Annotated in this window: 8 protein-coding genes and 1 pseudogene; 1 reads left to right on the top strand and 8 read right to left on the bottom strand. The window is 41.3% G+C overall.

What is annotated here, in order from left to right; all coding sequences use genetic code 11:
* Positions 1-267: 267 nt before the first annotated feature.
* Together HT699_RS06360 and HT699_RS06365 are read right to left on the bottom strand one after the other, a co-directional pair.
* Entirely contained in the window at positions 268-1464 is a 1197-nt protein-coding gene (locus tag HT699_RS06360; protein ID WP_001096743.1) for a phosphoglycerate kinase, read from the bottom strand.
* A gap of 89 nt (positions 1465-1553) precedes the next feature.
* Positions 1554-6569, bottom strand: a complete 5016-nt coding sequence (locus HT699_RS06365; protein WP_138701055.1) for a bacterial Ig-like domain-containing protein — start codon at positions 6567-6569, stop codon at positions 1554-1556.
* Positions 6570-6862: 293 nt separating this feature from the next.
* Between HT699_RS06365 and HT699_RS06370 the strand changes: the two are divergent.
* Positions 6863-8494 (top strand): annotated as a pseudogene (locus HT699_RS06370) (Na/Pi cotransporter family protein).
* Positions 8495-9036: 542 nt separating this feature from the next.
* On the opposite strand, the gene HT699_RS06375 reads toward HT699_RS06370, so the two are convergent.
* The 6 genes from HT699_RS06375 to HT699_RS06400 form a co-directional block, all read right to left on the bottom strand.
* Positions 9037-10644 carry a CTP synthase gene (locus tag HT699_RS06375; RefSeq protein WP_054392558.1) on the bottom strand — a complete coding sequence of 536 codons (1608 nt, stop codon included), beginning with the start codon at positions 10642-10644 and terminating at the stop codon, positions 9037-9039.
* A gap of 366 nt (positions 10645-11010) precedes the next feature.
* Positions 11011-11598, bottom strand: a complete 588-nt coding sequence (gene rpoE / locus HT699_RS06380) for a DNA-directed RNA polymerase subunit delta (RefSeq protein WP_000418402.1) — start codon at positions 11596-11598, stop codon at positions 11011-11013.
* A gap of 127 nt (positions 11599-11725) precedes the next feature.
* Entirely contained in the window at positions 11726-12175 is a 450-nt protein-coding gene (locus HT699_RS06385) for a GNAT family N-acetyltransferase (RefSeq protein WP_000333653.1), read from the bottom strand.
* A gap of 4 nt (positions 12176-12179) precedes the next feature.
* Positions 12180-12569 (bottom strand): chromosome partitioning protein ParB, encoded by a 390-nt coding sequence (locus HT699_RS06390; RefSeq protein ID WP_044791853.1) that lies wholly within the window; start codon positions 12567-12569, stop codon positions 12180-12182.
* 27 nt (positions 12570-12596) lie between these two features.
* Positions 12597-13247 carry a phosphatase PAP2 family protein gene (locus HT699_RS06395; RefSeq protein ID WP_000653440.1) on the bottom strand — a complete coding sequence of 217 codons (651 nt, stop codon included), beginning with the start codon at positions 13245-13247 and terminating at the stop codon, positions 12597-12599.
* Complete coding sequence (locus HT699_RS06400) at positions 13237-13800, bottom strand: ECF transporter S component (protein WP_000185835.1); 564 nt, start codon at positions 13798-13800, stop codon at positions 13237-13239. Before HT699_RS06400 ends, HT699_RS06395 begins: the two co-directional genes overlap by 11 nt.
* Positions 13801-13837 lie beyond the last annotated feature (37 nt).

The raw sequence follows: 13837 nt of genomic DNA on the forward strand, positions 1-13837 counted from the left end.
GAACTGACAAAGGCAGCGCAAAACACTGCTTTGAGGTTGTAGATAGAACTGACGAAGTCAGTAACATATATACGGCAAGGCGACGTTGACGTGGTTTGAAGAGATTTTCGAAGAGTATTACCTTCAAGAAGCTCCATTGATGCCCCACCACCGCGTCACAAATACCTACACTAACACAAAAAGGTGACATAGCCACCTTTTTGTTAACGTTTCAGTTTTCTTCCTTTTCTACAAAATCAGGATTTTGTAGAGACTAACGGGCTGAAATTATTTTTCTGTAAGTGCAGCCAAACCTGGCAATACTTTACCTTCAAGAAGTTCCATTGATGCTCCACCACCAGTAGAGATCCATGAGAACTTGTCTGCACGACCAAGGTTGATTGCTGCGGCAGCTGAGTCACCACCACCGATGATTGATTTAACGCCTGGTTGTTTCACGATAGCGTCCATCACACCGATTGTACCAGCTTGGAAGTCTGGGTTTTCAAATACACCCATAGGTCCGTTCCATACAACTGTTTTGGCACCAGTCAAAGCTTCGTCAAATTTAGCGATAGATTTTGGACCGATGTCAAGACCAAGGAAGCCTTCAGAAACTGCTTCACCTTCAGTGTCACGCACTTCAGTGTAACCAGCAAATGCGTTAGCTTCTTTTGAGTCAACTGGCAAGATCAATTTACCGTTTGCTTTTTCAAGAAGAGCTTTCGCAACATCCAATTTGTCTTCTTCTACAAGTGAGTTACCGATTTCGATACCTTGTGCTTTGTAGAATGTGTAAGTCATACCACCACCGATAAGGACTTTATCAGCTTTTTCAAGCAAGTTTTCGATAACACCGATCTTGTCTGAAACTTTTGAACCACCAAGGATCGCTACGAATGGACGTTCTGGAGTTTCAACTGCTTCTTGGATATAGGCAATTTCGTTTTCAAGAAGGAAACCAGCAACTGCTTTTTCAACGTTTGCTGAGATACCAACGTTAGATGCGTGTGCACGGTGAGCTGTACCGAATGCATCATTTACGAAGATACCATCTCCAAGTGATGCCCAGTATTTACCAAGTTCAGGATCGTTTTTAGATTCTTTCTTGCCGTCAACATCTTCGTAACGAGTGTTTTCAACCAAAAGAACTTGTCCATCTTCAAGAGCGTTGATCGCTGCTTCCAATTCAGCACCACGAGTTACACCTGGGAAAACAACGTCTTGGCCCAATTTAGCTGCCAAGTCTGCTGCTACAGGAGCAAGTGATTTACCAGCTTTATCAGCTTCTTCTTTCACACGTCCAAGGTGAGAGAAAAGAATTGCACGTCCACCTTGTTCGATGATGTACTTAATAGTTGGAAGAGCTGCTGTGATACGGTTGTCGTTAGTGATTACGCCATCTTTCAATGGTACGTTGAAGTCAACACGAACGAGGACTTTTTTACCTTTCAAGTCAACGTCTTTAACAGTAAGTTTTGCCATGTTACAAAAACCCCTTTATTTATTTTATTCGAAACTATTATATCACACTTTGGAAATATAAGGAAAGATTTCACAAGATTTTTCGATATTTAATCTTCATCTTCTTTTTTCTGTTTCAATGTCAAGGCTAAACTAGCAAGACCAAGGCTTGCCAATCCTGCTATTAGGGCTTCATTGGCATCAGCAGTTCCTGTATTTGGCAATTGGGTGCCTGCTTCTTCTGATTTAACTGCTGTATTTTGGGCTGGTTTTTCTTGTGTAGGCGCTACTGCTGGTTCTGTTTTTACTTTTGTTCCAATTTCAACAATTTCTGGAATCGCCTCTTGGATGACTTCTGTTGAACGAAGACGACGCTGACCGTTTTCATCAACTTCAAAGACATGTCTTAATAGACCATCTCGTCCCTGTATGATGACTCGTTGTTCCCCAACTAGCATATCAGCATTTTCATGCTCTTGACGGTCAAAGGCAACCTTTTCCTCTTGAACTTCCAATTTAGGAGCCTTTTGTTGATCAGAAGCCGGTTGATTAGTAGTTTTTGGAAGGACTGTGTTTTGTTGTTCTGGTTTAGTTGAGATAGTAACAAGGTCATTTGCACCATTAGATTCTACTCGTGGTTTCTCAGCAGATTCATAAACAAAGGCATAATGAGTAAAGTGTGGTGCTGTAAAGATAACATGACTATCCGTTTGTTCAAAAGCCAATTCCACTGCCTCTTTGCCTTCAGGTAAGAAGAATACTCTCTTCACTTTCTTATCTTTTTCAATTGGAATTTTCACAATAGAAGCGTAAGAGAGATCAACGTCTTGACCTTTTTCATCTAGACCTTCTATTTCAAAGACATGAGCATCTTCTCCAGCAAAGTATTTCTTCTCTTCAGCACTTGCTTGAACACGCTCTACTTTCAAGCCCTTGATGACAGTCTTCTCTTTATTTGAGAAGTGTACTTCAACACCTGTTTTACTATCAGAAAAGACTGCTGGCTTGTCTTCTTTCAATAAGGCAACCAGATCTTTCAAACTCTGTTTCGCTGTTGCAAGCTCTTCTGGACTCAAATCTACTTTTTCAACCAAGGCCTTGTTTTTCTCAAGAAGAGGAGCTAGGGCAGAACCTGAAGGATGGTTTGGTTTGGCAGCCAAGAGTTCTTGAGCCTCACCTGTTAAGCGATCAAGCTCTGTCTTTTCTTCCGTAAATTTCTCTTGACCATTCAGAGCTTTATGAGCTTCTGTCAATTTATTAAGACGGTCATTAACCTGATCTTGGGTACTAGTTTCATGGTCTTTCAACACTTGTTCAGCCGCTTCAATTGCTTTCAAGAAGGCTTCTTTTACTTCTGGTGAAGCAAAGTTATAGACCACCTTGTTCTTAGCCACTTCAACTTCTGCTAATTTTTGTTTAAGGTACTCATCGTTCAATGCTGCTTTTGGAGATACCAAAACATCAAAGTTGACTTCATGACCTTGGTAACGAAGCGTCAAGGTTTGACGACCAGTCTTTTGAGCATGGTAACCAGTAATTTCAACTCCCTCATCAGTAAAGGAATGTTCTTCCATGGTGTCATTGCTATAAGCCACTGCAAAGCGTCCTTCAGACAAGTCTAAGCTATCACCAACTAGGTAATCTTTTTTCGGTTCCTGACTTACTTCAATTCTCAAAATAGTTTTCGGACTTGCTTCATCTTGACTAGTAACAGTCACTGACAAATTCGCATTTACTGGTTGTCCCAAGTATTGGAGAGTAAGATTTTGTTCTCCCTTATGATGCGTGTCAAATCCTGATACTGATACACCTGCGTGAGTTAGGCGAATGAGTTCGTCCTCAGCTCCCCCTTCATACCGAACTCGAAGAACACCACCTCTAAGGTTCAAATCCTCCCCTTCGGCGTAGCTTGTTTTCTTAGGTCCTGTCTCTAGGCTGACTGACTTGATTTTTCTGTCATCTTTTGGAACGGAAACTGCTAGGACATTACTAATTTCCTTGCCTGGAAACTGGGTACGATAGTACAGAAGACCAGATTGATTTGTCAAATCCAATGGTGCACTTGCTAGGTCTCCTCCAACTTCGCTCTTCAAGGTTGCAAGCGGAGTTTGAGAATTTGGATTGTCATAAACGGTAATGGTTGCTCCAGCTGGTACATCCGCAAAACCAACCTGTACCTTGTTATTGCCTAGAGAACGGGCTGCAGCCTTGGCCATCGGAATATTGACACTCTCAGTATCAAGCTTTTCATACATTTTCCAGTTATAGATACGAATAGCCTTCCATGGAGTTCCATTGTCAGAAGTGACAACATTCAAGCGCCAGTCTTGAGCAGTGATTGGTTTATCAAGAGTGATATCTGTCACGTGTGCTTTGTTACCACGGACTTCCTTAGCTAGCTTCCACTCACCATCTGCATCTTTATAATAAAGGTCAAAGTCTTTGGTGTTCATCAAGCCATCGTTAACAGACTCACCACCAGCTCCAGCATGATCCATGACCCATCTCACAACACGGCGTGGTTGTGTCAAACGAATATCAACGCTACCACTTAATTGAGAAGAAGACCATTTGTCAGATAGACTGGTGATGGTCCCATTCAACATACCTTCGATACCTTCTCCACCTTCTGTATCTGGGAAGGTACTTCCGATAACAGTAGCCCCTGGAACGATGTTTTCTGCTAGAGGTCTTGGAAGACTTGTGTCTTGGACAGTCATCCCCCACTCAAAGTTTGTAGTTGCTGCTTCAGAACGAAGGCCATTCTTACCAACTGCAACAACCTTCAACTCCTGACTAGTACCAGTCGCACTAGCTGAGCGGCTAACTTTTGGTAGGTAGATCGTAGTTGCAGATGAACCTGTCAATAGGCGCCAAGCATCGCCATCCTTTTCATAGACTTCATAGAAATCAGCATCTTTATGACCAGTAAATTGTACAACTGCTTCCGCTTCTTGGGCATTTTTAAGGACTTGTTTGGCTACAGCTACTGTGGTTGGTGCCTGAGGAGCATCTTGATTATTGCTGATGGTCAATTGCCCCAGGTTAAATTGATAACCTTTTAAGTCTTTGTCATTTTCAAAATAGAGTTTAATACCGTAAATTGTTTTACCTGCCAAGGCACTCAAATCAAAATCATCGGTAGTCCAGTTATCTGAAACTGTCAATTCTTTACGGGCAGCTTCATCACCATAGGTATAATCTTTCTTGGTTGCAAATTCTACATAAACCTTGGTCCCTTTGCCTCCTTTGTGGGCAACATGCAATTTGGTTGTATCTGTCACCTTCAAGCGAGTAGAGTACAAATTCACATCTTGCTTGGTCGCACCTGAAAGATCCCCTGCAAATTTAAGAGAAGTTCCACCATTATAAGCATCTTCAAAATCATAGCTTGCTTTCAACTTATCACCAGTTGATTTTTGCCACCAGCGCCATGTTGGAAGAACACCTGATACTGAACGATAATTCCACTCAGAATCCTTAGAAACCTTACCATCTACGAACCATTTTTTACCATGACCTGTATTAAAAGAAGTAGTAAAAGTATTACCTACCGCTGGCGTACGGTCCGCAACTAGATTAGCAATACCATACCAATCTTTGTCACCTGGTTTTTGGCCAGTAGGATCACCTTGGTAACCTGTAAAGAATATATCTTCGTTCTTATGATAGTCTTCGCCTGTCTTGCCAAGACTTGTAATAGTATCTGGCGCAAAGAGACCAAGTGACAAGCGAAGTTTGCCATTTTCATCTAAAAGGGCATCCCATTTCACTTTAGTCTTATAAGAACCACCCTGTTGCAATTCCAATCCTGCAAAGACATCGTACTGGCTACGCTCTAGCCATTTGGCCATAGCTACAGAGTAATCATTCTTCTCTTTGGTCCAGTTAAAGTTAGCAAAGAAGTTGTCTGCTGGAACCTTATCTCCTTCAGGTTGCATGAATTGGTAGTTGTATTCTCCCAAACCATCTTGGTGGTAACGTCCATAGTTATAAGTCATGGCATCGTACCAAGAATACTTGATTGGATGGTTTACCTTAGCAGCATACTCCTTGGTATAGAGCATAAACTGGCGCATCTTTTCTCCAAGAGGTTCAACCAAATCCCCAGTTGTTTCTTGGTTAATGAAATAGCCATCATAGCCATAATACTTGGCCATATCTACCAATTTACGGGCAATTGGAAAGCTACCATCTGCGTCTTGCTTCAAAGCTTCAGCAAATTTTTCTTGATCAGCAATACTATTTGACCAGTTGAAGAAGAGTGTACCATATACAGGAACCCCGTTACGGTGACCTGCATCAATAACGTCAGGCGTTGGTACAAGACCTTCCCAGAAGACCATTGAATCTAGATATTGCCAATAGTCAAAAGCATAGGCCTTGAACTCTTCTCCACCAACAGAAGCGTGGTCTTTTGCTTTAGAATTGGTGTTAGATAGGGCTTGTACTTTTGCTTCCTTACTAGCTTTTTCATTGACCAAATGACCTGTCCGACGTGAAGCGAGGGCAACAGATCCGCGGTTAATAGCGTCATCTTCACGAGCTCCTGGTTCCCATTTCAACAATTCATCCCAAGAATTAAATTTGATTTCCTTTGGTTTTAATGTTTTTTCCGTATTTTTAGGGACATCTGGCTGGACTTCTTTTTCAGTCTTATTAGCTTCTGCTGCTGGCTTAGACTCATCCCCTTGGCTAGTTGCTTCGGGCTTTGCTTCTATTTCCTTTTCAGACTTAGGTTTTGCTTCTGCAGATGGTGTTTCTGCAGCCACCTCACTTGCTTTTTCCTCTTGTTTAGCTGTGCTAGCTGCTTCTGCGGTTTCAGTAGTAGCAGCTTCATTGCTTGCTGGCGAAGCAGTTTCAGATGCTGTCGCTACTCCTTCTGCCTCTTCTGCCTTATTTTCTCTAGCATGTTCTCCTTCATGCTGCTTGTCAGCTTCATTAGTTGGATGCTCACTCTCTCCTGAAACAAGCTCTGTATTGGTTCCGCTATTTTCAGGAACTGCAGTTTCTTCTGCCAAGGCTGGACTAGCAAATAAAACAGCACCAATCATCAGCGAGCAGGCTCCTACTGATAACTTACGAATACTGTAACGACAACGTCTTTCAAAAAATGGATTCTTCATTTTCTCCTCCTAAAAGATTGATTTTGTTGTTTTTTAAGAAAGCGCTTTATATTCTGTAGTTTTTTATCAAACTCTAGAACCATGATAATCACATTTTTATCCTAAAGCATTTTTTGACAAAAAACAATAGCTGTTTTCACAAATCTAAAATAAGGTTAAAAACTCTTAAAAATAATACACTTATCAATTATAATTTTCTTTTACAAACTTGACATTAACACTTGTTAGATTTACTTTTATCCTTTAAAATAGAATAGGAGATATTCCGCGATTATTTTTCGGAGGAAAAAGAAATGTCCATTAATTGGCAGGAAATTTTATTTCACTTTTTAGGTGGTCTGGGACTATTCTTATATAGTATCAAGACCATGGGAGACGGTTTGCAACAAGCTGCTGGAGATCGCCTTCGTTTTTACCTTGACAAATATACTAGTAATCCTTTCTTTTGAGTTCTGGTTGGTATTGGGATGACTGCTCTAATTCAGTCTAGTTCTGGTGTAACAGTTATCACAGTCGGCCTGGTCAGTGCCGGTCTCCTAACCTTACGTCAGGCTATCGGAATTGTCATGGGGGCTAATATCGGGACAACAGTCACATCCTTTCTTATTGGGTTTAAACTAGGTGACTATGCCCTACCTATGCTCTTTATCGGTGCTGTCTGTCTCTTTTTTACGAAAAATCGGACAGTCAATAATATCGGACGCATCCTCTTTGGTGTCGGTGGTATCTTTTTTGCCCTCAATCTTATGAGCGGTGCAATGGCTCCACTCAAGGATTTACAGGTCTTTAAGGACTATATGATTGAGCTAAGTAAGAATCCTGTTTTGGGTGTCTTTGTCGGTACCGGCTTGACCTTACTGATTCAAGCTTCCTCGGCTACCATCGGGATTTTACAAAACCTCTACGCCAGCAATCTCATTGACCTGCAAGGAGCTTTGCCAGTTCTATTTGGTGACAATATCGGGACAACCATTACAGCCATCATTGCCTCTTTAGGTGCTAATATTGCAGCTAAACGGGTAGCAGGAGCTCATGTTGCCTTCAACGTTATCGGAACAGTCGTCTGCGTTATTTTTCTAGTTCCTTTTACAGCCCTGATTCATTGGTTTGAAGCTACGCTAAATCTAGCACCAGAAATGACCATCGCCTTTGCTCACGGAACCTTTAATATTACCAATACCATTGTCCAATTTCCATTTATCGGAGCTCTGGCTTACTTTGTAACCAAGATTATTCCTGGAGAGGACGAGGTTGTCAAATATGAACCCTTATATCTTGATGAGCATTTCATCAAACAAGCCCCATCTATCGCTCTCGGAAATGCTAAGAAAGAGCTCTTGCATTTAGGAAACTACGCTGCCAAAGCCTTTGACCTTTCCTATAAGTATATCATTGACTTGGATGAAAAAGTTGCTGAAAAAGGGCATAAAACCGAAGAAGCCATTAACACCATCGATGAGCAATTAACACGTTATCTCATTGCCCTTTCAAGCGAAGCTCTCAGTCAAAAAGAAAGCGAAGTGCTCACCAATATCCTTGATTCCTCCCGTGATTTGGAACGGATTGGAGACCACGCGGAGGCTCTACTCAATCTGACTGACTATCTTCAACGTAAAAATGTTGAATTTTCTGATGCCGCCTTGAAAGAATTAGAGGAAGTTTATCGTCAAACTAGTGACTTTATCAAAGATGCTCTGGATAGTGTGGAAAACAATGATATTGAAAAAGCACGCAGTCTTGTAGAACGTCATGAAGCAATCAATAAGATAGAACGTGTTCTCAGAAAAACCCACATCAAACGCCTCAACAAGGGCGAATGTTCAACACAAGCTGGGGTCAACTTTATCGACATCATCTCACACTACACTCGTGTATCAGACCACGCTATGAACCTTGCTGAAAAGGTTTTTGCAGAACAAATCTAATAACCAAGAAGCTATCCATCATAATTGGATGGCTTCTTACTTTTTCCTAAGCAAGACTAGGCTGAATGAAACTGAAAGAGTATTCTGCAGATATATAGTATATTGAAACTAGAATAGTACACCTCTATTTCTAAAACATTGTTAGAAATCGATTTGTCCTGTTATTATTTCATTTTACTATAATGGATTAAATTAAAAAAGTATAGTGTATTGAATCTATAACAGTCCATCTTGACTGCTAAAATATTTCTATAAATTAATTTGACTTTTCTGATAGAGATGTTCACATCTTATTTCAATTCATGATACAATCCAGTTCCTAAAACTTTGCTAGAAATTAATTTGGCTTTCCGAATTAATTTGTTCAGATTTTATTTCATTTCAATATACTGATAAATCCATTCACTAGCACAGGGCAAGAGGGAGTCGCTATTGATTTCAACGGTAGCAGGTACACACAGAGGACTCCTACCTCAGATATACTGCAATATCCATCGTATGCAAAAAAACCTCTGAGATTTTTCTCAAAGGTTCTGATTTTGCTAATTGCTATTCTCAACCGCTGCAGTAACAAAGGCAGTGTAGAGTTCTTCTGGTCGGTTTGGACGGCTTGACAGTTCAGGGTGATACTGACACGCTACAAAGAATTTATTTTCAGGAATTTCCACGATTTCTACCAAACGATTGTCTGGAGAAACTCCTGAAAAGACAAAACCTGCTGCCTCAAACTGCTCACGGAAGGCATTATTAAACTCATAACGGTGACGGTGACGGCGTTGCACCACTTCTTGATTATGATAAGCAGCTGCTGCCTTAGAGCCACGTTTCAACTTAGACGGATAAAGCCCCAAGCGAAGGGTTCCCCCCATATCCTCAACATCAATCTGATCACGCATGATATCAATGATAGGGTATTTTGTTTCTGGTGCAAGCTCTGCAGAATTGGCACCTTCGAGTCCTAAAACGTGACGAGCAAATTCGATACATGTCAACTGCATTCCCAAGCAGACTCCCAACATTGGAACATCATTTTCACGCGCATAGCGGATGGCTTGGATTTTCCCTTCTGTACCACGTTGACCAAAACCACCTGGTACGATGATCCCGTCCGCATCAGACAAGAGTTCTGCTACATTCTCTGCTGTCACATCATTGGCATTGACCCAATTGATTTTAACTTCTACATCATTGACATAGCCAGAGTGTTTCAAGGCTTCGACCACTGAGATATAGGCATCTTGCAACTCCACATACTTACCAACAAGGGAAATCTTAACTTGTTTCTTGAGGTTCATGACCTTGTCCACCATGGCTGACCATTCTGTCATATCCGCTGCTGGTGCGTCTAATTTCAAATGGTCACAGACAATTTGGTCCATACCTTGTGCCTGCAAGTTCAGTGGAATTTGGTAAAGATGTTCGACATCCAACGATTCGATAACGGCTTCTGGTGCCACATCACAGAACTGGGCCAGTTTATTTTTAATTCCTTGACCAGCTGGCTCTTCTGTACGAATCACCAACATATTTGGTTGGATTCCCAATCCACGCAATTCTTTTACAGAGTGCTGAGTTGGTTTGGTCTTCATTTCACCAGCGGCCTTGAGGTAAGGAAGTAGGGTTGTATGGATGTACATAACATTATCCGCCCCCACATCTGCCTTCATCTGACGAAGGGCCTCTAGGAATGGCAAAGATTCGATATCTCCAACGGTTCCACCGACCTCTGTGATAATGACATCAGAGTCTGTCGTTACAGCTGCACGCTTGATTTTTTCTTTCAAAGCATCTGTGATATGAGGAATGACCTGAACAGTTGCCCCAAGGTATTCTCCACGGCGTTCTTTACGAAGAACTTCACTGTAAATTTTACCAGTTGTCACGTTGGAATATTTGTTAAGATTGATATCGATGAAACGTTCATAGTGACCCAAGTCCAAATCTGTCTCAGCTCCGTCATCTGTCACAAAAACTTCCCCGTGCTGGTAAGGACTCATGGTTCCCGGATCAATATTGATATAAGGGTCAAACTTTTGAATGGTTACTTTGAGACCACGATTTTTCAAGAGACGGCCTAGACTCGCTGCCACAATCCCTTTCCCAATAGACGATACCACACCACCAGTTACAAAAATATATTTCGTAGACATAGATTCCTCTTTCTAAAATGCTCAAGGTCTTGTTAACTACGAGGGGATATAGAAAACAAGACCCTACTAATAAGAATAATCTGGGACGACTGCACCAGATTCACAACTAATACTCTTCGAAAATCTCTTCAAACCGCGTCAACGTCGCCTTGCCGTAGATATGTGTTCCTGACTTTGTCAGTNNTTTGAGCAGCCTACGGCTAGTTTCCTAGCTTGCTCTTTGATTTTCATTGAGTATAAAATACAAGAAGATAACTTCTTGAAAAAACAAAAATAGCTCCCTAAGAACTAGGGAGCCCCGACCTCTAAAAGAGGTGCCCAAACAATATGATACCTAAAAATAGGATAATTGTCAATAGCTAACTCTTATTCCTCGCTGGTTTCAGCGTCGTCATCTGAAAACTCGTCGTCGTCTTCGTTGAGATCCACATCTTCTCCCAAGTCATCTGGAGCGATTTCGTTGATTTCTGCATCATAAGCTTCCACTTCATTTTTTTCATCATCTGGATTTTCATCATCGTATGAAAGAGCTGGATCTGCTTCGTATGCATCTTCGTCTTCTGGATCATCTGCATTGTAGTCAATGGCATCTGAATCACCATCCATAAAGGCATTGACACGTTTTTTCTTAGCTTTTGGTGCTACTTCATCGTCGTCATTTTCTTCAAGAGCGATGATTTCTTCGTCGATTTCGTCCACACCATACCATGAACGAAGACCCCATTTGTTGTCCCCAAGTGAGATGAAGCTACCGTCAAAGTTCAACTCTGTGTAGAACAAAGGCAAAGCTTCGCGGATATCGCTGTTTGATGTTCCAAGGTAGTTTTGAATTTCATTTACAAGATCGCTAAAATGCATCTCATGATCGCGACCACGAAGTTCCAAGATAGCACGCGCTACCTCAATCATAGATAGTTCACTTTTTTCTTGCCCAGCAAATACTTCTAATTCCAAAGCGTTTCTCCTCATTTATACTACTATCGCCAGAGCAAACAGACTCTGACCTCATTTTATCATTTACTCTTTATTTTACGATAATTTTGCGGAATAGTCAAAGGTTAAGCGGGAGAAAGTGGCAGGATTAGACTAATTCCAATATAAAACTCCTTCCTTTTTCTGTTGCTCCATTTTCCACAAATCCAAGCGACTTGAAACACCTCCTAGAAGCATGATTGTAGGTGTAGATTTCCTTGACTCTCAATTCTTTCCATCCTTTTACTCGAGCCAATTCAATCAAAGCACTTAGAATCTTTTTTCCAAGTCCTCGATGTTGGTAAGCGGAATTCCCAATCACAATGGGGAGATTATCCTGAGATAGTGTAATATCCCCAATTGGAAACCATTCTCCCTTCTCCTTGACTTCAATCCAAAAAAGCTCACCATGCCGATCCAAATAGGAATACATGGCTTCCAAGGTCGCTTGACTGTAAGGAAGCTTCACCCCATCTACGAGGTAAACCAAGTTCACATCCTGATACCAAGCAAAAGCTTCCTCACAATAATTGACCTTATAATAAGGAACAAAACACAATGCACTACCTTTTCAACAAAAGAGTTGCTGCTTGATTAAAACCATCACACCAGTTATACCATTTTGCTTCATACCCATCTTGAGCTAGGATACGATCTTCTAAATCAAAAACAGAGTAAATCTTTCTTTCCTCGCAAGCTTGCGCATAGAGATGATATAGTTCATCACCACCATCTCTATCCCACTCAGCAGAAATCGTATCCCGACCTGCCAATAAAGCCTGATAAGCCCTGTGATGCCCATCTGTAATCAGCAAACAATCTCCAAAGGCAAGAATACTGATTGGATCGACTTGGTTTGTTTCTGCCGACTGGTAAATCATCTGAATATCTTGCAACTTCTTTTCTGATAAATATAGTTGAGTCGGATGAAGATCTACTATATTGACTTTCATTTCTTTCTCCTCAAGGGAATTCGATACTCACTTCTGTTTGCCTTTAAATCGCCATTGGAAGCGGAGCTTGTCATAGAAGGGAAACTCGATAAACAAGACTCCCAAACCCACACAGAAACTGGCAAGAACATCTGATGGGTAGTGAACTCCCAGATAGACTCTTGATACCAGCACACTGACTAGGTAGAGGCCAAGGACGATTTGTACGATTTTTCTCCAGACCTGATCTTTAATCCGCTGACTAAGAATAACAATCAAAGTCCCTACCATCAGCGTTACAGCTAGAGAATGCCCACTTGGGAAGGAAAATCCCTTCTCCTCCACCAGATGTAAGATAGCTGGTCGTGGGCGCTGGTAGATATTTTTAAAGGTCACGATTAAAAGACCTGCCAAAGCCAGATTTCCCAGCATGAAGAAACTTTCTATCTTCCATCGCTTACGATAAAAGACAAAAGCTATAATGACAACCCAAGTGATAATCACTGGAATATCAATCAGATGTGTGAGGGATCGAAAAAGAATAGTCAAATAATCTGGTAAGTCTCCTCGAATGGCAGTCTGAATCGATTGGTCAAAACCGACCAGCGTTTCAGGGTAAAATTTGACCATGTAGCCAAGAATAACGAAAAGTAAAAGGGCAAAACTGCCCTTCATTAAAAATGTTTGTTTATCTTTCATAGTGTTTTAAGGTTGGTTTCAAAAGGACGTACAACAACCAGAATGAAACGGAAAAGATTACACCCTCAATCAAGTTAAAAGGTAATACCATGGTCATTAGGTAGTTGGAAAGTCCCAAAATTTTTCCAATATCAAAGTTAGCAAACTTAGCGTACAAAGGAACAGCATAAACATAGTTGAGAACCAACATGGCCAAGGTTAAACCAACAGTTCCAGCTAGAGAGCCTAGTAGGAAACGAAGGGTTGTCCGTTCCTTTTTCCAAATCAAAGCAAATACGATGACAAAAACTCCCAAAGCTACGATATTCATCGGCAAACCAATGTAAGTATTCACTCCTTGGCTGTTAAGAAGCAATTTCAATAGTGAGCGAAGCAAGAGCACTCCTAGAGCAGCAGGCAAATCCATGACCACCAGACCCACAAGGACTGGCAAGATACTAAATTCGATCTTGAGGAAAGATGCCGCTGGTAAAAGCGGAAAGTCAAAGTACATCAGCACAAATGAGATGGCTGATAGAATTGCAATGGTCGAAAGTCGACGTGTGTTTGTCATAACAGGTTCCTCCAATTTTCTATAAAATCAGAAGAAG

Source organism: Streptococcus sp. 1055 (assembly GCF_013276815.1).
GTDB lineage: Bacteria > Bacillota > Bacilli > Lactobacillales > Streptococcaceae > Streptococcus > Streptococcus pseudopneumoniae.